Annotated in this window: 24 protein-coding genes; 15 read left to right on the top strand and 9 right to left on the bottom strand. The window is 70.9% G+C overall.

What is annotated here, in order from left to right:
- Positions 1–6: 6 nt before the first annotated feature.
- Positions 7–1,179 (bottom strand): acetyl-CoA C-acyltransferase, encoded by a 1,173-nt coding sequence (locus KBX08_RS10015; RefSeq protein WP_210782674.1) that lies wholly within the window; start codon positions 1,177–1,179, stop codon positions 7–9.
- A 112-nt stretch (positions 1,180–1,291) separates the two neighbouring features.
- Here KBX08_RS10015 and KBX08_RS10020 point away from each other — a divergent pair, with 112 nt between their 5' ends.
- Positions 1,292–1,720, top strand: coding sequence for a PH domain-containing protein (locus KBX08_RS10020; RefSeq protein ID WP_210782676.1), 429 nt, complete (start codon positions 1,292–1,294; stop codon positions 1,718–1,720).
- Here the strand turns inward: KBX08_RS10020 and KBX08_RS10025 are convergent.
- Together KBX08_RS10025 and KBX08_RS10030 are read right to left on the bottom strand one after the other, a co-directional pair.
- Positions 1,713–2,624 carry a rhomboid family intramembrane serine protease gene (locus KBX08_RS10025; RefSeq protein ID WP_210782678.1) on the bottom strand — a complete coding sequence of 304 codons (912 nt, stop codon included), beginning with the start codon at positions 2,622–2,624 and terminating at the stop codon, positions 1,713–1,715. The two genes, KBX08_RS10020 and KBX08_RS10025, sit on opposite strands and share 8 nt — an antisense overlap.
- 94 nt (positions 2,625–2,718) lie before the next feature.
- Positions 2,719–3,249 carry a peptidylprolyl isomerase gene (locus KBX08_RS10030; protein ID WP_091396894.1) on the bottom strand — a complete coding sequence of 177 codons (531 nt, stop codon included), beginning with the start codon at positions 3,247–3,249 and terminating at the stop codon, positions 2,719–2,721.
- A gap of 84 nt (positions 3,250–3,333) precedes the next feature.
- On the opposite strand from KBX08_RS10030, the gene KBX08_RS10035 reads away from it, so the two are divergent.
- Entirely contained in the window at positions 3,334–4,113 is a 780-nt protein-coding gene (locus KBX08_RS10035; RefSeq protein WP_210782680.1) for a hypothetical protein, read from the top strand.
- A gap of 98 nt (positions 4,114–4,211) precedes the next feature.
- On the opposite strand, the gene corA is transcribed toward KBX08_RS10035, so the two are convergent.
- The 4 genes from corA to KBX08_RS10055 all read right to left on the bottom strand — a co-directional run bounded on the left by corA (position 4,212) and on the right by KBX08_RS10055 (position 7,812).
- Complete coding sequence (corA, locus tag KBX08_RS10040; protein ID WP_210782682.1) at positions 4,212–5,366, bottom strand: magnesium/cobalt transporter CorA; 1,155 nt, start codon at positions 5,364–5,366, stop codon at positions 4,212–4,214.
- Between the two features lie 311 nt (positions 5,367–5,677).
- On the bottom strand, positions 5,678–6,772 hold the full coding sequence (locus KBX08_RS10045; protein ID WP_210782684.1) for a PLP-dependent aminotransferase family protein: 1,095 nt from the start codon (positions 6,770–6,772) through the stop codon (positions 5,678–5,680).
- Positions 6,773–6,878: 106 nt separating this feature from the next.
- Entirely contained in the window at positions 6,879–7,337 is a 459-nt protein-coding gene (locus KBX08_RS10050) for an ester cyclase (protein ID WP_210782686.1), read from the bottom strand.
- 82 nt (positions 7,338–7,419) lie between these two features.
- Positions 7,420–7,812: a cyclic nucleotide-binding/CBS domain-containing protein gene (locus KBX08_RS10055; RefSeq protein WP_210782688.1), complete on the bottom strand. Its 393-nt coding sequence runs from the start codon at positions 7,810–7,812 to the stop codon at positions 7,420–7,422.
- Between the two features lie 109 nt (positions 7,813–7,921).
- Here KBX08_RS10055 and KBX08_RS10060 point away from each other — a divergent pair, with 109 nt between their 5' ends.
- The 5 genes from KBX08_RS10060 to KBX08_RS10080 all read left to right on the top strand — a co-directional run bounded on the left by KBX08_RS10060 (position 7,922) and on the right by KBX08_RS10080 (position 11,697).
- Positions 7,922–8,374 carry an NUDIX domain-containing protein gene (locus tag KBX08_RS10060; RefSeq protein WP_210782690.1) on the top strand — a complete coding sequence of 151 codons (453 nt, stop codon included), beginning with the start codon at positions 7,922–7,924 and terminating at the stop codon, positions 8,372–8,374.
- Positions 8,371–9,138: a hypothetical protein gene (locus KBX08_RS10065; RefSeq protein WP_210782692.1), complete on the top strand. Its 768-nt coding sequence runs from the start codon at positions 8,371–8,373 to the stop codon at positions 9,136–9,138. The genes KBX08_RS10060 and KBX08_RS10065 overlap by 4 nt, the downstream gene beginning before the upstream one ends.
- 78 nt (positions 9,139–9,216) lie before the next feature.
- A complete protein-coding gene (locus KBX08_RS10070; protein ID WP_210782695.1) occupies positions 9,217–9,948 on the top strand; it encodes a sugar phosphate nucleotidyltransferase in 732 nt (243 codons plus the stop codon).
- Positions 9,936–11,003 carry an iron-containing alcohol dehydrogenase family protein gene (locus KBX08_RS10075; protein WP_210782697.1) on the top strand — a complete coding sequence of 356 codons (1,068 nt, stop codon included), beginning with the start codon at positions 9,936–9,938 and terminating at the stop codon, positions 11,001–11,003. The genes KBX08_RS10070 and KBX08_RS10075 overlap by 13 nt, the downstream gene beginning before the upstream one ends.
- Complete coding sequence (locus KBX08_RS10080) at positions 10,978–11,697, top strand: CDP-alcohol phosphatidyltransferase family protein (RefSeq protein WP_210782699.1); 720 nt, start codon at positions 10,978–10,980, stop codon at positions 11,695–11,697. Before KBX08_RS10075 ends, KBX08_RS10080 begins: the two co-directional genes overlap by 26 nt.
- Positions 11,698–11,730: 33 nt before the next feature.
- On the opposite strand, the gene KBX08_RS10085 is transcribed toward KBX08_RS10080, so the two are convergent.
- The gene (locus KBX08_RS10085) at positions 11,731–12,789 is read right to left on the bottom strand and encodes a tetratricopeptide repeat protein (RefSeq protein ID WP_307850500.1); all 1,059 of its coding nucleotides are present in this window, start codon (positions 12,787–12,789) and stop codon (positions 11,731–11,733) included.
- Between the two features lie 372 nt (positions 12,790–13,161).
- Here KBX08_RS10085 and KBX08_RS10090 point away from each other — a divergent pair, with 372 nt between their 5' ends.
- From KBX08_RS10090 to KBX08_RS10100, 3 genes are read left to right on the top strand one after another with little or no spacing between them, the layout of a single operon-like run.
- Positions 13,162–13,491: a hypothetical protein gene (locus KBX08_RS10090; protein ID WP_210782703.1), complete on the top strand. Its 330-nt coding sequence runs from the start codon at positions 13,162–13,164 to the stop codon at positions 13,489–13,491.
- A gap of 27 nt (positions 13,492–13,518) precedes the next feature.
- Positions 13,519–15,777 carry a CHAT domain-containing protein gene (locus KBX08_RS10095; RefSeq protein ID WP_210782705.1) on the top strand — a complete coding sequence of 753 codons (2,259 nt, stop codon included), beginning with the start codon at positions 13,519–13,521 and terminating at the stop codon, positions 15,775–15,777.
- On the top strand, positions 15,767–16,963 hold the full coding sequence (locus KBX08_RS10100) for a tetratricopeptide repeat protein (RefSeq protein WP_210782707.1): 1,197 nt from the start codon (positions 15,767–15,769) through the stop codon (positions 16,961–16,963). The genes KBX08_RS10095 and KBX08_RS10100 overlap by 11 nt, the downstream gene beginning before the upstream one ends.
- A gap of 156 nt (positions 16,964–17,119) precedes the next feature.
- On the opposite strand, the gene KBX08_RS10105 is transcribed toward KBX08_RS10100, so the two are convergent.
- The gene (locus KBX08_RS10105; RefSeq protein ID WP_210782708.1) at positions 17,120–18,394 is read right to left on the bottom strand and encodes a glycosyltransferase; all 1,275 of its coding nucleotides are present in this window, start codon (positions 18,392–18,394) and stop codon (positions 17,120–17,122) included.
- A gap of 24 nt (positions 18,395–18,418) precedes the next feature.
- On the opposite strand from KBX08_RS10105, the gene KBX08_RS10110 reads away from it, so the two are divergent.
- The 5 genes from KBX08_RS10110 (at position 18,419) to KBX08_RS10130 (ending at position 23,895) form a co-directional block, all read left to right on the top strand.
- Positions 18,419–19,279 (top strand): Fpg/Nei family DNA glycosylase, encoded by an 861-nt coding sequence (locus KBX08_RS10110; protein ID WP_210782709.1) that lies wholly within the window; start codon positions 18,419–18,421, stop codon positions 19,277–19,279.
- A gap of 264 nt (positions 19,280–19,543) precedes the next feature.
- Positions 19,544–21,115, top strand: coding sequence for a sugar transferase (locus KBX08_RS10115; RefSeq protein ID WP_210782769.1), 1,572 nt, complete (start codon positions 19,544–19,546; stop codon positions 21,113–21,115).
- A 39-nt stretch (positions 21,116–21,154) separates the two neighbouring features.
- A complete protein-coding gene (locus tag KBX08_RS10120; RefSeq protein ID WP_210782710.1) occupies positions 21,155–22,381 on the top strand; it encodes a sensor histidine kinase in 1,227 nt (408 codons plus the stop codon).
- 23 nt (positions 22,382–22,404) lie between these two features.
- Complete coding sequence (locus tag KBX08_RS10125) at positions 22,405–23,166, top strand: LytTR family DNA-binding domain-containing protein (RefSeq protein ID WP_088950711.1); 762 nt, start codon at positions 22,405–22,407, stop codon at positions 23,164–23,166.
- 66 nt (positions 23,167–23,232) lie between these two features.
- The gene (locus KBX08_RS10130; RefSeq protein ID WP_210782712.1) at positions 23,233–23,895 is read left to right on the top strand and encodes a DUF5701 family protein; all 663 of its coding nucleotides are present in this window, start codon (positions 23,233–23,235) and stop codon (positions 23,893–23,895) included.
- The last annotated feature ends 13 nt before the right edge of the window (positions 23,896–23,908 follow it).

Here is a 23,908-nt window from a genome sequence, read left to right on the forward strand (position 1 = left end):
GTGTCCTCAGATCAGCTCGACGATGGTGGCGTTGGCCATCCCGCCGCCCTCGCACATGGTCTGCAGGCCGTAGCGGATGCCGTTGTCCCGCATGTGCTGAAGCATGGTGGTCATGATCCGGGCACCGGAGCCGCCGAGCGGGTGGCCGAGGGCGATCGCCCCGCCGCGCGGGTTGAGCCGCTCCGGGTCCGCCTCGGTCTCCGCCAACCAGGCCAGCGGCACCGGGGCGAACGCCTCGTTCACCTCGTACACCCCGATCTCCTCGATGCCCAGCCCCGCGCGGCGCAGCGCCTTCGCGGTGGCCGGGATGGGCGCGGTGAGCATGGCGACCGGGTCGTCGGCGGCGACCACGGCGGTGTGGATCCGGGCCAGCGGGCGCAGGCCGTGTCGGCTGGCCCAGTCGGAGGTGGTCACCGCGAGGGCCGCGGCGCCGTCGGAGATCTGGGACGCGGAACCGGCGGTCACCACGCCGTCGGCGCGGAACGGGGTGGCCAGCTCACCCAGCTTCTCCAGGGAGGTCTCCCGACGGATGCCCTCGTCGGCGGCAAACTTGCCACCGTCGGCGAGCGGCACCGGGGTCAGCTCCGGGTCGAACGCGCCGGCGTCCTGCGCGGCGGCTGCCTTCTCGTGGCTGGCCAGCGCGAACTCGTCCAGTTGGGTACGCGAGAGGCGCCACCGTTGGGCGATCAGCTCGGCCCCGACCCCCTGGTTGAACGGCAGCGGCGCGTCGTCGGCGAAGCCCTCGACGCCCCGGTAACGGGCGCGTAGCTGGTCACTGAACGGCATGCCGCCGGCCACGCTCGAGCCCATCGGCACCCTGGTCATCGACTCGACGCCGCCGGCGACCACCAGGTCGGCCTGACCGGAGAGCACCGTCGCGGCGGCGAAGTGCAGGGCCTGCTGGCTGGAGCCGCACTGCCGGTCCAGCGTGGTGCCGGGCACCGTCTCGGGCCAGCCGGCGGCGAGCACGCCGTTGCGGGCGATGTTCCACGACTGCTCGCCGACCTGGGACACGCAGCCCCAGAAGACGTCGTCGACCTGGGCCGGGTCGAGCCCGGTGCGCTCGGCGAGGGCGCGCAGCACGTGCGCCGAGAGGTCGACCGGGTGGACGCCGGCGAGGCTGCCCTTGCGCCGCCCGACCGGGGTACGTACCGCGCCGACGATGACCGCGTCACTCATGTTTACTCCCCGGTAACTTGGGCTGCCCCGATCCTACGTCGTCCATCGACCGGTCGTCGGGCCACACCCGCACGAGGTGCCGGAATCCGACGGCCGCTGGCATGCTGGGCGGGTGAATGAGACCTCCCCTGCACAGCAGTGGCGGGTGCCGTCGAGCCTGCCGTCGGCGAAGCTGGCCGGCGCTGTCCTGCTCGTCGCGCTCGGGCTGCTCTTCGCCGACGGCGACACTGTCCGCCTGGCATTGGCCGTCCTGGCCGCCGCCGCGCTGGCCGGCTGGGCGGTACGTGACCTGGTCGCGCCGGTCCGGTTGGCGGTGGACCCGGCCGGGCTCACCGTCATCCACGGCTTCGCCGGCCGGCGGCTGCTGCCCTGGTCTGCGGTCGAGGCGATCGCCGTCGACCGGCGGCCCCGACTCGGGCTGACCAGCGAGACCCTGGAGATCGACGCGGGCAACTCGCTGCATCTGTTCGGCCGGTACGACCTCGGGGCCACCCCGGAAGAGGTGGCCGCCGCACTGCACGCCGCCCGCCCTGTCAGGTGAGCAGTGCGGCGGTCCGGAAGAGCACCAGCGCGAGCAGGATCAGCAGGATCAGCGCCCCACCGGTGACCTGCACCAGCGTGCGCCGACCACGCGGCGCGTACGCGAGCACCAACGCCATCAACGCGCCGACCACCAGCCCGCCCAGGTGCCCGGGGATCGAGATGCCCGGCACGGCGAGTGTGAACACCAGGTTGATCACCAGGATCGGGATGATCCGGGAGATGTCCCGGCCCAGCTTGCGCTCGATGATGATCAGCGCGGCGAAGAGACCGAACACGGCGGTCGACGCGCCGACGGTGGCCGCCCTCGGGCTGCTGAACAGGTAGGCGGCCACGTTGCCGCCGAGGCCCGCGATCAGGTAGAGCGCGGCGAACCGCACCCGCCCGAGGTTGGCCTCCAGCGACCGGCCGAGCACCCACAGCGCCCACATGTTGAGCAGCAGGTGGAGCACGCCGTAGTGCAGGAACATCGCCGTGACCAGCCGGTACCACTGGCCCTCGGCGATCCCGCCGAGCGTGTAGTCGGAGAGGTAGGCCCGGCCGAGCACCGCACCCCACTCGGTCAGCGGCGTGCTGCCACCCATCAGGCCGCCGAAGCCGGAGCCGCCGACCGCCGCGTCCCCGCCCCGGGCGGAGGCGATGGAGAGCAGCAGGAGCAGCACGTTCACGGCGATCAGGGCCTTGGTGACATAGCCGTGCCGGCCGGCCGTACCGCCGCCGAAGGCGGTACGCGCCGGCCGGACACTGCGACGCCCCTCGTTGACGCACTCCGGGCACTGGTGCCCGACCGAGGCATCCCGCATGCAGTCCGGGCAGATCGGCCGGTCACAGCGGGAGCACCGGACGTAGGTCTCCCGGCCGGGGTGCCGGTAGCAGACGGGGGTGGTCGGCGGAGACTCGCTCACCGGGCCGACCCTCCGTCCAACACCACACGGTCCACCGGCACCGGCCGTGCTCCGGAGCGCTCAATCATGCGAGCAAAGGTACCTCGCCAGTCGCTCAGGAAGCAGACCGCTCAATCTCGACCCGCTCGATGACGACGTCCTGGAGCGGACGGTCGCTCGGACCGGTCGGGGTGTTCGCGATCGAATCCACGATCTTCACCGACTCCTCGTCGGCGACCTGTCCGAAGATGGTGTGCCGGTTGTTGAGGTGCGGCGTCGGGGACACGGTGATGAAGAACTGCGAACCGTTGGTGCCCGGTCCGGCGTTCGCCATCGCCAGCAGGTACGGACGGTCGAACCGCAGCTCCGGGTGGAACTCGTCGGCGAACTTGTAGCCCGGTCCGCCCCGGCCGGTGCCGGTCGGGTCGCCCATCTGGACCATGAAACCGCTGATCACCCGGTGCGAGATGGTCCCGTCGTAGTACGGACCACTGCCCGGCTGACCGGTGCGCGGGTCGGTGTACTCACGGTTGCCCTCGGCCAGGTCGACGAAGTTGCGGACGGTCTTCGGCGCGTGGTTGGGGAAGAGCTCCAGCCGGATCGGGCCAGCGTTGGTGTGCAGGGTGGCGTAGACAGCCTCGGCCACGGGTACTCCTCACTCGTTGGTCAGTTCCATGCGGATCCTCCCATGTGCCCGATCTGGCATCGCGGAGGCATCCGAAGGTGGAGGATGACGAAGGAACAACTCCCAGGAGGTAGGACCGTGTTTGGATTCGGGCGGCGCAAGTCCCAGGGGCAGCTGGCAAGGGCCGAGCTGAACCAGAGCATCAGCCACCTGATGCTGGCAGCCAACCACGCCGCGAAGGGCGCCGGCGCGACCGTCGGCCCGCGGGTCCAGATGGCCCGGGGTTACGTCGAACCGACCGCCGCGAAGGTACGGGACCGCGCGTCGACCGGCTGGGGGACGACTCTCACCACGCTGGCACCGCTGGCGGCGGCTGCTCGTGACGGCGCCGCACAGGCAGGGCCGCTGACCAGGAAGGCCAAGTCGAAGACCATGCGGATCACCGGTAAGAAGAAGCAGCCGCGTCGTCGCGGCTCGATGATGACCGGCCTGTTGGCGGCGGGTGCCATCGCCGGCCTGGCCGGCGCGGTCGCGCTGCGTCGCCGCCGGGAGCAGCAGGAGTGGGCCGAGTACGACCCGACCCGCAGCACCCTGGAGCCGATGCGCGACGAGGTCGACTCGATCGAGGTGCGTACGCCGTCCGCAGCACGGGGGTCCGACGGGTCCGCGATTTCCGGCGCGGCGGGGATGACCGGCGCGGGCAGCTCGGCGGTGGCCGGCGGCTCCAGCGCCAGCACCACCGCCCCGGCCAAGCAGACCGGTGTCCGCCCGACCGACAAGGTCCCGTCGGTCGCCGAGGGCGCCACCGACGTCTCCGGTCGGCCGACCGACGACCTCACCAAGGCGCTGGGCAAGGACACGGCCCGCACCAACGGCCGCCGCTGAGGTCAACAGCAGCGCATCGGGCGCCGGCGAGTGGGTCCACCCACTCGTCGGCGCTTCCGCGTGAGCGGCGCTTCGTCGTGAGCGGCGCTACCGCAAGATCAGAGCCAGCCGTTGCGGCGGAACCAGCGGTAGAGGGCCAGCGAGACACCGAGCATCAGGGCCAACACCACCGGATAGCCGTACGTCATCTTCAGCTCGGGCATGTTGTCGAAGTTCATCCCATAGATGCCGGCGATGGCGGTCCAGACCGCGGCGATACCGGCCCAGGCAGCGATCTTGCGCATGTCGTTGTTCTGGTCGACGGTGACCTGGGCCAGCCGCGCCTGAAGGATGGAGTTCAGCAGGTCGTCGTAGGAGTTCACCTGCTCCACGGTGCGGCTCAGGTGGTCCTGCACGTCCCGGAAGTACTTGCGGATCTCCTTGGGAACGTCCCGGTTGACCTGGGAGGTCAGCGTCATCAGCGGCCGTTGCAACGGCACCACCGCCCGCTTGAACTCGACCAGTTCCCGCTTCATCTGGTAGATCCGCTGAACCCGCCCGTGGCCGTGGCGGTCGAAGACCTCGGCCTCCAGCATGTCCAGGTCGTCCTCGATCTGGTCGGCCACCTCCAGATAGAGGTCGACCACCCGGTCGGTCACCCCGTACGCCACAGCCCACGGGCCGTGCAGCAGCAACTCCTGCTTGGTCTCCAGGTCGGCGCGGATCGGGGCGAGCCGGCAGGCGTCGCCGTGCCGGACGCTGATCACGAAGTTCGGGCCGATGAAGAGCATCACCTGCCCGGTCTCCACCACCTCGGAGTTCTCGGTCAGCTCGGTGTGCTCGCAGTAGCGGGCGGTGCGCAGCACCAGGAAGACGACGTCGCCGAACCGCTCCAGCTTGGGACGCTGCTCGGCCTTGACCGCGTCCTCGACCGCCAGCTCGTGCAGGCCGTAGGTCTCCGCGATGGCGGTCATCTCGGCCAGCTCCGGCTGGTGCAGACCGATCCAGACGAAGCCGTGCTCCTCACGGCGGGCCGCCGCCAGTGCATCCGCGTAGTCCCAGTCGCCGGGCTGCCGCTTGCCGTCGACGTAGAGCGCGCAGTCGACCACGGCGCTGCGGCCGGTGCCACTGCCCGTCGGGGCCGGAACGGGCGGCGAGCCGTCGGCGTTGAGGATCCGGGTCATCGCCCGGACCGGGGAGGGCCACGCCCGAGGTCGCAGCACCCGACCGGTGGTCGACGGTGCCGTCCGGTCCCGCTCTGTCCGATCCGTCATCGCGTCACCTCCCGCGCTCAGCTGCGGCTTGCAGGCTACGCCGATCGCGGTCGAGGACCGGTGTGACGGCGGTCGCGTGGGGGCGGCGCCGGGCGGGCCGGGCCGCATCGGGGGGTGTGCGGGGGACGACACGGCCCACCCGGCACCTGTGGGGGCGGGAGGTTGTGCTGCCGCGTCAACCCGGCGGGGCCGGCCCGGAGGCCGGGCGCAGCTGGCGGGGTGACGCTCGCAGCATTGTGGGCCAGCCGGCCGCCCGAGGGGAGCCCCGGGACGGCCGGCATCGTCGTTCTGTCAGGAACCCGACACTTAAGTCAGCTGCGAACGGCCTCGACGGCCGCCGCGAGCCGCCGGACACCCTCGTCGATCTTGTCGGCGGTCACCGCCGAGAAGGCCAGTCGGAGAGCGTGCCGCCCGCCGTCCAACACGAAGTCACTGCCCTTGACCACGGCGACCCCGCGCTCGGCCGCCGCCGGGGCGAGCCGGTCGACCAGCACGTCCTCCGGGAACTCGACCCAGAGGAAGTAGCCGCCGTCGGGCTCCACGAACCGCGCCTGCGGCAGGTGCCGGCGCAACGACTCCGCGAGCACCTGGGCCCGCTCGCCCAACGCTGCCCGGACCGTCTCGATCGAGCGGTCGATGTCACCGGAGACGCAGAACTGGTGCACGATCGCCTGGGACACCATCCCGGGGGAGATGTAGAGGCTTGTCGCGTTCTTCGCGATGGAGGCGATCAGGTCGGCCGGGCCGACCAGGTAACCGACCCGCACACCCGGGCAGACCGTCTTGGTGAAGCTCGACGCGTGCACCACCACGTTGCGGGTGTCCAGCGAGAGCATCGACGGCAGCGCCTCGCCACGGAAGCGGATGTCCGCGTACGGGTCGTCCTCGAAGATCGTGAACTCGTACTCGGCGGCCAGGTCGAGCAACTCCCGGCGCTTCTCCAGGGACAGCGTCATACCGGCCGGGTTCTGGTAGTTCGGGATGACGTGCGCGAGCCGGGGGCGGACACCGGACTCCAGCAGCTTGCGCAGCTCGGCAGTGTCCAGGCCATCCGGCTGGACGGCGATGCCGTGCAGCTCGCTGCCCATCCGCTGGAGGTTGAGCAGCGTCCGGTCGTACGTCGGGCGCTCCACCACCACCGCGTCACCGGGGCGGACCAGGTGGTCGAAGAGGAACGCGTCGGCCTGAAGCGACCCATTGGTGACCAGCACCTGGTCGGCCTCGACCCCGTGCTTCTCCGCGATCCACTTTCGCAGCGGAAGGTACCCGACGGAGGTGCCGTACGCCGTCACCCCTGCGGGATCGGCGTCGAAGGCGCGGACGGCGGCGGCCTTGAGCCCCTCGACATCGACGATGTCCAGCGAGGGAGCCCCACGGGCAAAGGAGATCAACTGCTCGGCGGTCATGGATGTTGAGCGTACGGGCGGCGGCGGGGGACGCGCGGTCGGCACGGCGATGTCCGCATCCTGAGCCACCGGGTCGGGTGACCCCACTCCACCGGTCGGCGGCAGATCAGACCGGAAGTGCGAGCGCGTCGCGCTGCGCGGCCCGGGAAAGTCCCTCCAGCTGCACGCCGAGCGCGTCGAGGAGCTGACTCCAGTCGAAGTAGGAGCGCCAGGCGGTGATCCGACCCTTGCGGGCCCGGACCACGTCGGCCACCTCCCAGCTCACCAGCCGGCCGGTGGGCGCTACGGTGCCGTACGGCGAATGCAGGGTGCCGGTGTGGGTGCCGGTCAGCCGCAGCTCGACCGCGGCGCCACCGCCGGTGCGGACCACGCCCATCGGGTCGACCCGCAGATCTCCGAAGGCGCCGGTCCAGGTGCGCAGCAGCGCGGGCAGCTCGATCGGACGGACCGTCACGCCCGGCATGGCGTAGAACGCCTCCGGGGCGTAGAGATCCGGCAGCCGAGCCACGTCCCGACGCAGGAGCATGGCGTACTGCTGCTCGACCAGCCGCTCCGCGTCGCGCATCGGGACCTCCCCGCGGGCCACGGCATCTCCGCGCCCGCAGGGGATGTCTACCCATCGATCCGGCCCCGCACACCACAGTCGGTCAGGTCGTGGCGACCGCCTGGCTCTCCGACCAGACCCGCATGATGTCCCGGACGGAGATCACGCCGGCCACCTCCCGGCCGTCCAGCACCACCAGGTGCCGGAATCCGCCCCGGGCCATCGCGGCGGCGGCCTCGGTCACCGTCCACTCCGGCCCCGCGTAGACCACGTCCCAGGTCAGGTGGGCGCCGGTGCGTTCCACGTCGCAGTCCAGGCCGGCGCCGATGGCCTTCAACACGTCACGTTCGGTCATGATCCCCACGCCCTCGGAATCCGGGTCGATCACGACCGCCGACCCGACACCGCGGGCCGACATCATCCGGGCCGCCTGGCGGAGCGTGTGCTCCGGACCGACGACGAGGACCTGGCTGGACATCGCATCCCGTACCTGCATCACACATCACCCCTTTGGGACGGTGGCATTCGGTACGGACATGGTGGTCGGTGGATGTTTCCGGGACAAGAGCGGCATCGCACAAGCTGCGGACGCTGGCTACTGTCGGATGGTGTCCACCGAGCCCCTGCGCTGCGCCGGCGCGCTGATCGTCGACCATGACGGCCGCATCTTCTTTCAGCGCCGCTCACCACACCGACGCCTGTTTCCCAACTGTTGGGACATCGTCGGTGGCCACCTGGAGCCGGGCGAGGACATCGACGAGGCACTGCGCCGGGAGATCACCGAGGAGACCGGCTGGGTCCTCTCCCACGTCCTGGGTCAGGTGGGCGAGTACAGCTACGTCGGCGACGACGGCCTGGCCCGGACCGAGTACGACTTCCTGGTCCGCGTCGACGGTGACCTCGACCGCCCGATGCTGGAGGCCGGCAAGCACACCGAGTACCGCTGGCTGGCCGAGCACGAGATGACAGTGCTCGACGAGCACCGCGACGTCAACGACGGGCTGATCCGGCGGATCGCGGAGGAGGGCTTCGCCGTCCTGCGGTCGATCGGTCTGTGAACACCGTCGAACTGGCGCCCCACCGGATCGCCGGGCTGCTCGCGCCGGCCGTGGACCGGACCTTCCGCGCCGGCATCCTGGCCGGCCGGGACGGTGGTGGCGCCGAGTTGTCCCAGCGCTACGGCGGAATCACCGCCACCGGCTTCCTGGTCGACCTGCGCACCCGGCTGGCCGCACCCGGTGGCACAGTCGACGGGCCCGGGTTCGCGGCGATCACCCGCTACCAGGACCCGGTCGCCTGCCGGCGGACGGTGGACAAGCAGGTGGCCCACGGGATGATCTACCGCGGCCCGGACGGCGCCCTGTCCGCCACCGAGCGGGGCGCCGCCTTCCTCGCCGAGCTGTACCAGGTGCACGCCGAGGTCACCGAGGAGCTGTGGGCCGGCCACGACGACCGGATGGCCCGGCTGGTGGCCATGCTCGGCCGACTGCTGTCGTACGCCCTGGTGCTGGCCGACGAGGAGGCGAACCCGGCCGCCTCGGCCTTCGCCGCGCTGGCGCCCCCGTACGAACCGGACGGCACCCCGTCCGGAGTGCTGCTGCTCAACCGGCTCAGCACGCTGCGACACCACCGGGCCGACGCGCACGCCGCCGCGTGGACCGCCGCCGGGCACACCGCGTCGAGCATCGCCGCCCTGCCGGCCGGTCCCGAGCGGCTCGCCATCGAACTGGAGACCGACCGGCGGGCCGGCGGCCCGTACGCCGTGCTCAGCGCGGAGGAGCGCCTGGCCATGCTCGCCGACCTGGCGGCATTGCCCGGCTGACCCGGTTGGCCGGAGCGGCGCACCCGGCCGGCGCTATCCTCCACCGGTGACGGGAGCAGGACTAGGGAGGATGTCGCGATGATCGGAATGGTGCTCGCGGCCGGAGCGGGACGACGGCTGCGCCCGTACACCGACACCCTGCCCAAGGCTTTGGTGCCGGTGGACGGCGAGACGACGATCCTGGACATCGCGCTGGGCAACCTCGCCGAGGTAGGGCTCACCGACATCGTGATCGTCGTCGGCTACGCGGCGGACGCGGTCCGCGAGCGGCAGGCCGAGCTGGAGAAGCGGTACGCGGTCACGCTCACCCTGGTGCACAACGACAAGGCCGAGGAGTGGAACAACGCCTACTCGCTCTGGCTCGCCCGGGAGTACTTCGCGCGCGGCGTGCTGCTGGTCAACGGGGACACCGTGCACCCGGTGAGCGTGGAGAAGACCCTGCTCGCCGAGCGTGGCCCGGGCATCCTGCTGGCCGTGGACACCCTCAAGCCGCTGGCCGAGGAGGAGATGAAGACCACCTTCGACGCCGCCGGCCAGCTCACCCGGATCACCAAGATCATGGACCCGGGCGAGGCCTACGGCGAGTACATCGGCGCGACGCTGATCGAGCCGCAGGTCGCCGACGCCCTCGCCGACGCGCTGGAGGCGACCTGGCGACGGGACCCGAACCTCTACTACGAGGACGGCTACCAGGAGTTCTCCGACCGGGGCGGGGAGGTGCGGGCGGCGCCGATCGGTGACGTCCCGTGGGTCGAGGTCGACAACCACGCCGACCTGGCCCGCGCGCGGGAGATCGCGTGCCGCTACTAGCTCGGAGCGTCCTCACCCCGCTGCACATCGACGTGCGACGCGGGGCGGTCGCCGACCTGGGCGCGATCCTGGCCGACGGGCGGATCTCCTCCGGGGGCGACGTCGCGGTGGTGGTCGGCCCGGGTCAGGGTGCCCAGATCGCGGAGCTGATCCGACCGTCGCTGCGCTCGGCGGACGTGTTCACCGTCTCCGGCGGGACGCTGGACGCCGCCGACGACCTGGGCGGCAAACTTCGCGCCCGGTCCTACGACGCGGTGGTCGGCATCGGCGGCGGCAAGACCATCGACGTGGCCAAGTACGCGGCGACCCGCCGGGGGCTGCCGATGGTGTCGGTGGCGACCAGCCTCGCCAACGACGGGATCGCCTCCCCGGTGGCCAGCCTGATCACCGACGGGATCAAGGGCTCCTACGGCGTACACATCCCGATCGGGGTGATCGTCGACCTGGACTTCGTGGAGAGCGGCCCGGACCGGCACAACCGGGCCGGCATCGGCGACGTGATCAGCAACATCAGCGCGCTGGCCGACTGGGAGCTGTCCCGACAGGTACGCGGTGAGCCGGTCGACGGGCTGGCCGCGTCGCTCTCGCGGGCGGGCGCCGAAGCGGTGCTCAACCACCCGGGCGACATGAGCGACGACGCCTTCGTGATCGTCCTCGCCGAGGCGTTGATCTCCAGCGGTCTGGCGATGGCTGTCGACGGCACCAGCCGTCCGTGCAGCGGCGGCTGCCACGAGATCATGCACGCTGTCGACTCGCTCTTCCCGGGGACCGCCTCGCACGGCGAGCTGGCCGGGCTGGGTGCGCTGTTCTGCACCTGGCTGCGCGGAGATCTCCGCCGCTTCCGGGAGATGTCGGCCTGCCTCACCCGGCACGGCCTGCCCCGGCTCCCCTCCGAGGTGGCGCTCACCGACGACCAGTTCATCGAGGCGGTCCAGTTCGCGCCGCGTACCCGGCCGGACCGGTACACCATCCTCGAACACCTGGCACTGTCGCCTACCGAGACCCGGGAACGGCTGGCAGACTACGCCGGTGCAATCCGCGACCAGCTTGGCTGACCCCCGTCCCACCGTCGCCGACTTCCACCGGGTGAACCGGGGCGGCGGCCTGTTCAGCGAGTCGATCAGCCAGTGGCTGGGGGCCGTCTTCGCGCTCGTCGCCCAGCGGCTCGGGCTGCGACCCACAGCGTTGACAATCACCAACCTGGTGCTCGGGCTGGCCACCTCGGTCACCGTGGTGGCGCTCGCCGGCCCGGTCGCCGCCGGGGACGTACCGGCCTGGGTGGTCGGTCTGCTCGCCCTCATCGGCTGGCAGGTGGCGTACTCCCTGGACTGCGCGGACGGGCAGCTGGCCCGGGTGACCGGCCAGGGCAGCGCGGCCGGCGCGCGTGTCGACGTGCTCTGCGACGTGGCCGCGCAGATCGCCCTGGTGGCAGCACTAGCCGCCACCGCCGTGGCGCAGGAGCCGTCCACGCCGACCTGGCTCGTGGCGACCTTCGCGGGCACCTGGATGGTCAACCTGGTGACGTCGGTGATGCAGGCCGGCCCGAACGCGGCCAGCATGGTCACCTCGACCTCGCTGCCGGTGCGCCTGGTGAAGCTGGTCCGCGACTACGGCGCTGTGGTCTTCGTGGCCGCCGTGGTGCTCGCCGTGGCCCCCGCGCTGGTCCTCTGGGTGATGGTCGCCTTCACCATCGTCAACGGCGGCTTCCTGCTGGCGAGCATCGCCTTCTCCGCCCGCGCCTCCTGGTAACGAAGGGTCCCTACTGACGCCTTCGCGCTGCCATCACGATCCCGAAGGCAGCTCGGTCCCGCCGTCTTGCGCGCATTGACGGCGGAGTTGTTCGAGGACGGCGGTGTCGGCTTCGAGGTCGGGGTGGTCGACCTGCCGGTCGAGGTCGACGACGTGTTCGAGTTCCCGGATCGCCTGGTCCAGGTCACCGCCCGCCTGGTGGACGATCGCGATGTTGTACCGGGTGACGGCTTCGCTAGCCCGGTCACCGACCTCCCGCTGGATGGGCAGGGCCTGGTGGAAGTGGTCCAGGGCCCGCTGCCGATCACCCAACCCGTCGTACACGCCGCCGATGTTGTTCAGGGTGCCGGCTTCGCCGGCCCGGTCACCGACCTCCCGCCGGATGGGCAGGGCCTGGTGGTAGTGCTCCAGAGCCCGCTGCCGATCACCCAACCCGATGTACGCGAGGCCGATGTTGTTCAAGGTGGTGGCTTCGCCGGCCCGGTCACCGACCTCCCGCTGGGTGGGTAGGGCCTGGTGGAGATGGTCGAGGGCCCGCTGCCGATCCCCCAACCCGATGTACGCGAGGCCGATGTTGTTCAAGGTGGTGGCTTCGCCGGCCCGGTCACCGACCTCCCGCTGAATGGGCAGGGCCTGGTGGAAATGGTCGAGGGCCCGCTGCCGATCACCCAACCCGATGTATGCGCCGCCGATGTTGTTCAAGGTGCCGGCTTCGCCGGCCCGGTTAGCGACCTCCCGCTGGATGGGCAGGGCCCGGTGGAAGTGGTCCAGGGCCCGCTGCCGATCCCCCAACCCGATGTACACGCCGCCGATGTTGTTCAGGGTGCCGGCTTCGTTGCCCCGGTCGCCGGCCTGCTGGTACATGGTCAGGGCCTGCTGAAAGTCCTCCAGCGCCGGCCAGGGCCGACCGGTCGACGACCGCGCCCAGCCACGTTGGTAGAGGGCGGTGGCATTCAAGCCCAGGGTCAGGGTCGCGGTGGCCATGGCCTCGACCGCCGCGAACCGCGAGGTACGCAGCCACACCCGACACACCCGGGCACCGGCATCGCGGGCGATCAGCGGCTGCTGACCGGCGACAGCAAGCCGATGCACCTCCACATGTCGGGCGACGGCAGTCGCCGCAGCGTGGGTGACGGGACGCAATGGTGACGGTTCTCGACCCTCCATGCCCGATGAACCTCGCTCTTCCTGCTGCTCCCGGTTGCCGACTCGGCGTGTCCAGGGATCGGACCGCGGCACACCATGGCCGTACGGCGAGGGTGTGGGTCGTCATTGTTCTTCCCACGATGGCCGGGACTTGGTCAGCGAGTCGGAAACCCGTCAGCCGGGTTTACCGAGCGGCCTCAGGACGCGAATAAACGTACAGTAACCGCCAAGGTCCACCCGTTGATCGCCTGGCCTGAGCCAGAGATCGGCGCTCCTGGGCCGGCTTGACCAGGCGCATCAGGGGGAGGGGTGCGGGCGATGGGAAACGCCACAGTGGAGGTGTCCGGCGCGCAGGCCGCGAGCTGGGCGGCGGAGCTGCGGGCCGCGCTGATCGGGGCCATGGGGCCGGACGACAGCGTGTCGCCAGTGCAGGTGCAGCGATCGGCCGAGATGGTGATCGCGGTCATCGGGCTTGTGTTCTCCGGGGTCGGGGTGGCCAAGACGATCACCGAGTGGTGGAGCGCCCGCCGCCGGGAAGGTGCTGCGGTGACCGTGCTGCTGCCGGACGGCACCCGGATCGAGCTGGCCGAGGGTAGCCAGGCTCAGCTGGAGATCGCCATGCGGCAGGAAGGCACCTGGCCGCACTGAACCGACCACCACGACGGGGACGGGCCGATGAGCACCTTCGAACTGGTGGTCTTCCCGCAGACCTCCGATCATTACGAGTTGCGGCTGTCCGTCGACGGCGCGCCGCCCCAGACCCGCAGTCTGGACAGGGCTGCGGTCGATGAGCTGATCACGCTGGTGCAGCGTGACTACAGCAGTGACGCCAACGCACAGCGGGTGTACGGCGCGGTCCGGCTAGCTGAGCTGGGGGCGAGGCTGGCGGAGTTCCTCGACGGCGACCAGCGATGGCTGACCCCGATCCTGGCCCATCCTGCCGGGGCGGTGTTGCGGATCAGCGCCGAGGAGCGGTTGCGGCACCTGCCTTGGGAACTGCTCGCCCGGGAGGGCACGTTCCTGACCGTGGCAGGGCGGGCACCGCTGTTGCCGGTTCGAGCGGTCGGCACCCACGCAGCACTGACCAGCCCAGTCACGCCGAACAACCGGCCGTTGCGGGTGTTGTTCATGGCAGCCTCGCCCGAAGGCGTCGAGCCGGTGCTCAACTTCGAGGCCGAGGAGACCGCGATCCTGGCCGCGACCCGACGGACCGGCACCGATCTGGTGGTCGAAGAGAGCGGCACCCTGGCAGGGCTCCGGTTCCTGAGCCGCGACTACGGGCCCGACCACTTCGATGTGCTGCATCTGAGCGGGCACGCCACCACCGACGGCGGGGAGCCGGTCTTCGTGGTGGAGGACGAGTTCGGCGGGCGCGCCAAGGCGACGGCCGACCAGATCGCCCAGGCGATGCAGGGACACTGGCCGAGACTGGTGTTCGTTTCCGGCTGTCTGACCGCTGACGCCCCTGGTGGTGGGGTTTTCCCGTCGATGAGCGAGAGCCTGGTCGACGCTGGCGCCCCTGCGGTGCTGGGCTGGGCGCTACCGGTGGGGGACGTCTCCGCCACCGATTTTGCCGCAGCTCTCTACCGGGCACTGGCCGACGGCGGATCGTTGGACCAGGCCGTCATCGAGGCCCGCCGTCACCTGTTCCACGACAAGAAAAGCAACTACTGGCATCTGCTCCGGGTCTATGCCGACCGGTCCCCGCTGACGTCCCTCGTCACGCCGCTGCACACCCGGGACCGCAGACAGTCGCAGGTGCGCGCCGCCGACCGGCAGTTCCTGGACCCGCAAACCCAACTGTCCCGGGTCGCGTCCCGCGCCGAGTTCGTCGGCCGACGGCGGATCATCCAGCGCTGTCTGCGCGCCCTCCGGCAACCCGCCGACACCCCCGGCGCGGCGCAGGGCCTGCTGCTGGCCGGCATGGGTGGGCTCGGCAAGAGCAGCCTCGCCTCCCGGCTCCTGGAACGCATGCCCACCCACCAGCATGTCGTCTGGTACGGCCGGGTCGACGCCATCAAGTTCCGCGAGCTGACCAGCAAGATCCGCTTCGACAGCGTCGAGCAGTCCGAGGAGGCCGGCAGGCTTCTCGACAACGAGCAGATTCCGCTCCCGACCCGGCTGCGGTACCTGCTCGACGCCGACGGGCTCCTTGGCAGAACACCCTGCCTGTTCGTGTTCGACGACTTCGAAACCGGCAACCTCGACATCCGCGACGACGGCAGCCGCGTGCTCGCCCCGGCGATGGCCGAGATCCTGCCCGCCCTACTCGCCGCGATCCGCGACACCGGCAGCCCGAGCCGCGTCATCATCACCAGCCGCTACCGCTTCCCCGCCCCGGCCGGCACCACCATCGCCGTCGCGGCTCTGGAGACCCTCAGCCCCGTCGAGCAGACCAAGAAGATCGCCAATCTGGTCAACCTGCGCCCCGAATCCACTATCGACCCGGCCATCCGGGACCGGGCGATCGAGGCCGCGGCGGGCAATCCCCGCCTGCTCGACTGGCTCAACCGGATCGTCAGCGATCCCACCCTCGACATCGACGGCCTGCTCACCGCCATCGAGAACGAGACCGACAGGTTCCGACGCGAGACGGTGCTGGCCGACAACCTGCTCGACTCCCAGCCCCTCGAACTCCGCCGCATGCTCGCCAGGATCAACGTCGTCGAACTACCCGTACCCGCCGCCACCGTCCACGCAATGCACCAACACCCCTACGCCGATCGGCACATCCAGCGGGCCGTCCAACTCGGCCTGCTCGAAGAGGGCATCGACCCCGAGACCCGCCAGCCCCGCTACTACGTTTCCAACATCCTGCACCCTCTCGTCCGCCCCCTGATCACCGACGACGAACACACCGAGGCATGCGCCGCCGCCGCCCAGTCCCTCTATCAACTCTGGGTCCTCAACCCCGCCGGTTCCAATGGCCGCTGACGCAAGGGACCTCGCCCGATGGGTCGAGGTGCACCGGCTTGCTGTCGCCGGTCAGCAGCCGCTGATCGCCCGCGATGCCGGTGCCCGGGTGTGTTGGGTGTGGTTGCGTACCTCGCGGTTCGCGGCGGTCGAGGCCATGGCCACCGCGACCCTGACCCTCGGCCCGGACGCCCGCGCCCTCTACCAACGTGGCTGGGCGCGGTCGTCAACCGGTCGGCCCTGGCCGGCGCTGGAGGACTTTCAGCAGGCCCTGACCATGTACCAGCAGGCCGGCGACCGGGGCAACGAAGCCAGCACCCTCACCAACATCGGCCACGTGTACTACAGGTTAGGAGATCGGCATCGGGCCTTGGACCACTATCACCGAGCGCTGCCTATCCAGCAGGAGGTCGGTGACCGGGCCGGCGAAGCCACCACCCTCACCAACATCGGCGGCGTGTACGACAGGTTGGGTGACCGGCAGCGGGCCCTCGACCACTACCACGAGGCCCTACCCACCCAGCGGAAGATCGGTGACCGGGCCGGCGAAGCCGCCACCCTGACCAACATCGGCAGCGTGTACGACAGGTTGGGGGATCGGCAGCGGGCCCTCGACCACTATCACCAGGCCCTACCCATCCAGCAGGAGATCGGTCACCGGACCGGCGAAGCCACCACCCTCACCAACATCGGCCACGCGTACGACAGGTTGGGTGACCGGCAGCGGGCCTTGGACCACTACCACGAGGCCCTACCCATCCAGCAGGAGGTCGGTGACCGGGCCGGCGAAGCCACCACCCTCACCAACATCGGCAACGTGTACGACAGGTTGGGTGATCGGCAGCGGGCCTTGGACCACTACCACCAGGCCCTACCCATCCAGCGGCAGGTCGGTGACCGGGCCGGCGAAGCCACCACCCTGAACAACATCGGCGGCGTGTACGACGCGTTGGGTGACCGGCAGCGGGCCCTGGACCATTACCACCAGGCCCTGCCCATCCGGCAGGAGGTCGGTGACCGGGCCGGCGAAGCCGTCACCCGGTACAACATCGCGATCGTCCACCAGGCGGGCGGTGACCTGGACCAGGCGATCCGGGAACTCGAACACGTCGTCGACCTCGACCGGCAGGTCGACCACCCCGACCTCGAAGCCGACACCGCCCTCCTCGAACAACTCCGCCGACAACGCACCCTGCCTAACACCTGAGCGCTGAATGAACTCTCGGCAGATCCGGGTGCCTGGGCTTCGACTGGCGCGTCCCACCTTGATCGACTCGGGCGGGGCAAAGTGGGGGTATCGACAGTGCGGGAGCCGAGGCCGCCCCGGCAAGCAAGGTTGAGCGGGAGCAAGTAGGCCGGGGGGTCAATGAGGGCGGGACAGGCCGGCGTAGACGTCAAGGTGTCGCTTGATGACGACGTCCGGGTGGAAAGTCTGCTCGTACCGCAGCCGGGCCGGTGCGGATAGCGCGGCGGCACCGGCCCGCGCGACCGGGAGCGCTGCGGCCAACGCGGCCGGGTCCGGCGGGACCACCCAGCCGGCGGTGCCGGTGACCAGGCCGGCCGGCACCCCGGACGGACCGGCCGGCGGCGGGGAGTGGCCGGCGACGGCCGAGGCGACGGCGGCCGGACCAGTGCCGGCGGGCTCGTGCGGGGCGTCGGCCCCCACCAGGTACGGAATGCCGCCCAGCGCCGTACCGAGCACCGGTCGGCCGTTCGCCAACGCCTCGATGATCACGGTGGGCAGCACGTCGTGCCACATCGCGGCGGCGATAACCACAGCGCTCGCCTCGACTGCGGCCTGCACGCCGGCCCGGTCGAGCTGACCGAGGTAGACCACGTCGGGTCGCTCGGCGGCGGCTGCCTCCACGAGGTGGCGCAGCTCGCCGTCGCCGGCCACCCGCAGCGTGCCCAACGAACCCACCGGGTGCCGGCGCCAGGCGTCCAGCAGCAGGTCGACGCCCTTCTCCGGAGAGAGCCGCGCCATGTAGAGGAACCCGTCACCCAGCGGTGCCGGCCGACCCGGGTCGGGTACGGAGTTCGGCTTCACCACGATGCGTTCGTCCGGAATGCCGTAGTCGCGGAGGTGATCGGCGATCGCCGAGGTGAGCGCGATGTACCGGTCGACCGAGCGCCAGGTGCCCCGGTGCACGGCCAGGGTGGTCGCCATCAGCGCGCTCTGCACCGCCGAGTCCCGGTAGCAGCGGTGCTTGATCGCTGGCACACCCAACGCCCGACCCTTGCAGTCCTGACAGATCACGCCGTCGCGGAAGTAGATCCCCGACGAGCAGACCTGCCGGTAGTTGTGCACCGTCTGCACCACCGGCACGCCGTGCCGGTGCGCGGTCCGCACCACCCAGGGCGAGATCAGAGGGTACGGGTTGTGCAGGTGCAGAACGTCCGGTCGGTGCTCGGTGAGCAGCCGGCTCAGGTCGTGTTGGGCGCGCGGCGCCCAGATCGGCGAGATCGGCAGCAGCGCCTTCGCCGCCTTCGACATCGACGGGATCTCGTCCGAACTGCGAATGAAGGGCAGCACCTCGACGCCAGCGGCGGTGAGCTGCGCGATCTCCGAGTCGACGATCGTGTTCTCACCGGAAGGCTGGGCTTCCCGGTACCGGTTGTGTGCCACCACGATTCTCACGGGAAAGAAGGCTACCGTTGTGTCGTGCCCGAACTACCGGAGGTTGAGGCGCTCGCGGGTTACCTGCGTCAGCGCGCGGTGGGGCGGCGCGTCGATCGGCTGGAGATCGCCGCGATCAGCGCCCTGAAGACGTACGAGCCGGCGCCGTCCGAGGTCGCCGGCCGGGCGGTGGTCGACGCCAGTCGGCACGGAAAGTTCCTCGACGTCCTCTTCGAGGGCGGCCTGCACCTGGTGGTGCATTTGGCGCGAGCGGGCTGGCTGCACTACCGGGAGGCGTTCCCCGCCACCACCCCACTGCGTCCGGGCAAGGGCCCGATCGCGGTGCGGGTACGCCTGGATGACGGTTCCGGCTTCGACCTCACCGAGGCCGGCACCCAGAAGAAGCTGGCCGCGTATCTGGTCACCGACCTCGCGACGGTCCCCGGGGTGGCCAAGCTGGGCCCGGACGCGCTCGCCGCGGATCTGCCCCTCTTCGCCGAGCGGCTGCGGAGCAGGCGGGGGCAGGTCAAGGGGGTGCTGACCGACCAGTCGGTGCTGTCCGGGGTGGGCAACGCGTACTCCGACGAGATCCTGCACGCCGCGAAGCTGTCTCCGTTCGCGATCACCGATCGGCTCACCGACGCCCAGATCGCCACCCTGCACGCCGCCACCCGACAGGTCCTCGGCGATGCGGTCGAGCGGTCCCTCGGTCAGCGGGCCGCGGAACTGAAGGGCGAGAAGCGCTCCGGCCTGAAGGTGCACGCGCGCACCGGGCTGCCCTGCCCGGTATGCGGGGACGCCGTGCGCGAGGTGTCGTTCGCCGACTCCAGCCTCCAGTACTGCCCCACCTGCCAGACCGGCGGCAAGCCGCTCGCTGACCGTCGGTTGTCCCGCCTCGTACGGTGAGTAATTGCACTTCAGGGCTACGGAGCGGAATCGCCCTCCCTGAGCGGAAGCTCCGGTCCGCCCTTCTCGCCACGCGCGCATCCATCGGTATAGTGGCCCGGTCCCCGGCTTCTGAAATGGTGCGGAGCCGGCCAGATCCTGCCAGCACCGTCGGTCGCCAATCTCCTTTGGGGCGACGATCGGTCGGAGGCCGCGTGGGAGACTGGGACGGTGGGCGACCCGGGCCTTCACGCCGAGTGAGCGGCCCGTGTCATGCGGGAGGACATGGGTGAGGTGACGGCAAGCCTCCAGCGCCCGGTAACCAACGAAGGCCGGAGCAGACTCGTGCGGCACGTCGACAGCTTCGAGATCCAGCCGCCGACGCCGCCGTCCCACAACGGCGTACCTCGGTCGGCTTGGACGAGGGCGCGACGCCGTGTCTCCCGCTGGCACCGCCCCTACATCGCGATCCTGCTGCTGCTCGACTTCGGCGCGGCGGCGTTCGCCAGTTGGATCGCGATCCAGCTGTTCGACCAGGCCGCCTCCGGGTTCTCCGGCACCCAGCAGGACCCGACGTGGTTCCACACCGTCTCCTACCTGCTGCTGCCGCTCGGCTGGGTGGTGATCCTCTGGAGCAACCGGGCCTACGACCGGCGCTACCTGGGGCTCGGCCCGGACGAGTTCAAGCGGGTGATTCGGGCGTCGGTAACGGTGGCCGCGAGCGTCTCCTTCCTCGCCTTCTCCACCGTCACCCAGCTCTCCCGGTTCACCGTGGGCACGGCGCTGGTCGGCGCGACGCTGTTGATCCTGTGGGGCCGTTTCGTCGCCCGGTGGGCGCTGCACTACATCCGGCGGCGGGCCGGCCAGGCCGCGCACCGGATGGTGCTGGTCGGCACCCTGCCCGAGTGCCTGGAGGTCTACGCGGCGGTCACCCGCAGCCCGGCCGCCGGGCTGATGCCCGTCGCCATCCACATCACCGACGGGTACGCGGCGGCCCGAGGCATGCCGACCCCGGTTCCGGTGTACGCCGGACGTGACGTCCTGGCCCTGGTCCGTGAGGTCGGTGGGGACACCATCGCCGTCTGCGGGTCGGCCAGCGCGGAGCCGGGCGAGTTGCGCCGGCTGGCCTGGCAGCTGGAGGGCTCCGGCGTCGACCTGGTGGTCGCCCCGCAGCTCACCGACATCGCCGGCCCTCGGGTGCACATCCGGCCGATCGAGGGTCTGCCGCTGCTGCACGTCGAGGAGCCGACCCTCTCCGGGCCGGCGCTGCTGGCCAAGAACCTGATGGACCGGGTCGCCGCCGGTCTCGGCCTGCTGCTGCTGATCCCACTCTTCCTTGCCATCGGCGTGGCGATCCGGATCTCCGACCCCGGGCCGGTCTTCTTCCGGCAGCCCCGGGTGGGGCACGAGGGGCGCACGTTCCGGGTGTGGAAGTTCCGGACCATGTACGTCAACGCCGAGGACCGGCTGGCCAGCCTGGTCGATCGGAACGAGACCGACGGCATGCTGTTCAAGATGAAGGAGGACCCTCGGGTCTTCCCGGTCGGTCGTTTCCTGCGGGCCACGTCGCTGGACGAGCTGCCGCAGCTGATAAACGTGCTGTGGGGCGAGATGTCGCTGGTCGGGCCCCGCCCGCTGCCGGCCGACGACGGTGACTTCCTGGGTGACGTGCGGCGCCGACTGCTGGTCCGCCCCGGCATGACCGGGCTGTGGCAGGTCTCCGGCCGCTCCGACCTGTCCTGGGACGAGTCGGTCCGACTGGACCTCTACTACGTCGACAACTGGTCGCTCGCGTACGACCTGAGCATCCTGTGGCGCACCGTCGGGGTGGTGCTCGCCCGCAAGGGCGCGTACTAGAGAGTTGGCGCGCCGGCTCCCAGGGGCGAGGATCGCTGCGTGGCTGCCAACCTCTCCGCCGTGGTCGGCGTCGTCTCACTCGTCACCGCGCTGACCGCAGCCCTGCTGGCGGTGCTGCGGCTGCGGGCCCGCCGTGGCATCGCGACCGCCACCCAGCGGGCCACCTACGAGGTGCTGCACACCGCCGGCCTGGCCGCCGAGCCGCTGCGAGCGGGGTTGAGCGAGGCGGGCGCGGCGAAGGCCGTACGGCATCTGCGGGCGCTGGTGGGCGCGGTCGGGCTGGCGCTCACCGACGCCGACCGGCTGCTGGCCCTCGACGGGCGCGGCACGCACCACGGAGAGCAACTGCTCGTGGCGGCCCAGCGGACGGTGGACAGCGGCCGCTCGACGGTGCTTGGTGAGCAGGAACTGCACTGCGACCGGGTCGACTGCCCGGTCCGCGGGGCGGTGGTCGCGCCGTTGCTGGGGGCGGACGGCCGGGTGGTGGGCGCGCTGGTGGCGGTCGCCGACAGCCCGCCGCCTCCGGGGTTGGTGCAGGCCACCCTCGAGACGGCGCACTGGGCCGGCAACCAGCTCGCCCTGGCCGAGCTGGACTCGTCGCGGGAGCGGCTGGCCCGCGCCGAGATCCGTGCGTTGCGGGCGCAGATCAGCCCGCACTTCATCTACAACGCGCTGACCGCGATCGGCTCGTTCGTACGCACCGACCCGGAGCGGGCCCGGGAGCTGATCCTGGAGTTCGCGGAGTTCACCAGGTACTCGTTCCGGGCGCACGGGGAGTTCACCACGCTGGCCGAGGAGCTGCGGTCGATCGACCGCTACCTGACCATCGAGCGGGCCCGGTTCGGCGACCGGCTGCAGGTGCGGTTGCAGATCGCCCCGGAGGTGCTGCCGGTGACGCTGCCGTTCCTCTGCCTCCAGCCGTTGGTGGAGAACGCGGTTCGCCACGGGTTGTCCCGCAAGCCGGGCACGGGCATGGTGAGCATCGAGGCCCGGGACGCGGGGGCCGAATGCCACATCACGGTGGAGGACGACGGAGTGGGAATGGATCCGACCACGCTGACCGCCGGCATCGCCGAGCTGGCCCGCGGCACCGGCGACCCGGGCGACGACACGGGCCAGCACGTCGGCCTCTCCAACGTCGACGAGCGGTTGCGCTCGGTCTTCGGGGACCGGTTCGGCCTGGTCGTGGAGACCGGGTTGGGCTCGGGCACGAAGGTGAGCATGCGGGTGCCGAAGTTCCACCCCGGCGTGCGGGCAGGGTCGTGAGCGAGCGGACCGGAACGGGTGGGGTGAACGCGTCCGGTTTCCTGCGCGTCCTCGCGGTGGACGACGAGCCGCCCGCGCTCGACGAACTGGCGTACCACCTGCGGGCCGACCCCCGGGTGGCCCGGCTGCACACGGCGGGCGATGCCACCGAGGCCCTGCGGCTGCTGCGCGACGGCGACGTGGACGTGGTCTTCCTGGACATCCGGATGCCCGGCCTGGACGGCATGGAGCTGGCCCGGGTGCTGCGCCGCTTCGCCCGGCCACCGGCGATCGTGTTCGTCACCGCGTACGACGACGGCGCGGTGGACGCCTTCGATCTGGGCGCCACCGACTACGTGCGGAAACCGGTGCGCGCCGATCGGCTGGCCGAGTCGCTGCGCCGGGTGATCGGCTCGCGGGTGGTGCCGTCGCACCCGGCGGCGCTGGCCCGCGCGGAGGAGGACCCGACCATCCCCATCGAGTTGGCCGGCACCACCCGGATGCTGCCCCGATCGGCGGTGCGCTGGGTGGAGGCGCAGGGCGACTACGCCCGGTTGCACACCGCGGAGGGGTCGCACCTGGTGCGGGTCTCGCTGGCCACGCTGGCGGAGCGCTGGGCCGATGCCGGTTTCGTCAGGGTGCACAGGTCGTACCTGGTGCAGTTGAAGCTGATCGCGGAGTTGCGGCTGGTCAACTCCGGCTACGTGGTGGTGATCGACTCGACCGAGCTGCCGGTGAGCCGGCGGCACACCCGGGAGCTGAAGGACAAGCTGGTCAGGGCCGCGAAGCAGGATTGGAGTCGCTGAGCCGGGAATGGAAGCAGCCCTACCGTACGTTGTACGCTAGTCCGTACGACTTCCGGGAGGCCTGCCGTGACCGAGACCCCGTTCGACGCCGAATCCGAGTTCGACAGCCAACTCGACCGACTGGTGCAGCTCGGCTACCCCGCCCTCGCCGGGCTGACCGAGAGCGCCTTCCGCGACCTGGTCGCGCCACTGCGGGCCACTGCGGTCGAGGGCACCGCCGGGCTACCCGCCCCCACCGACGCCCGGGTGCCGTTCCTGCTGGTCACCACCCGGGACCTGATCGGTGTGCCGGAACGGGTGGAGCTGACCACCCTGGCCGGCAAGAGCAAGCCCGGGGTCATCGACCGGAACTACGCCGACGACGACCTGCCCCGCTTCGATCCGATCAAGGAGCTGGAGGTGCCCGCCGGTCCGGCGTACCTGCTCTTCGACGTCGACCGGGGCGAGGAGTTCCGCAATCTGGCCCCGGCCACTGCCATGGAGGGGATCACCGCTCAGGGCCGGTTGCCGCTGAGCATCGACGAGGGGCTCGCCTTCATCACGCTGCACCCGACCGCGCTGGCCAGCAACCGGTGCTTCTCGCTGGTCGGCTCCCGGTGCGGCGACAAGCGGGTGCCGGCGCTGTGGATCAGCCAGGGCGCACCCAAGCTGGGCTGGTGCTGGTACGGCAACCCGCACACCTGGCTCGGCTCCGCCTCGGCCCGGCCGGAGCGCGTCGGCCTGGAGTGACCGCAGGCCATCG

Source organism: Micromonospora sp. H61 (genome assembly GCF_018070325.1).
In the GTDB taxonomy this organism is placed as follows: Bacteria; Actinomycetota; Actinomycetes; order Mycobacteriales; family Micromonosporaceae; genus Micromonospora; species Micromonospora salmantinae.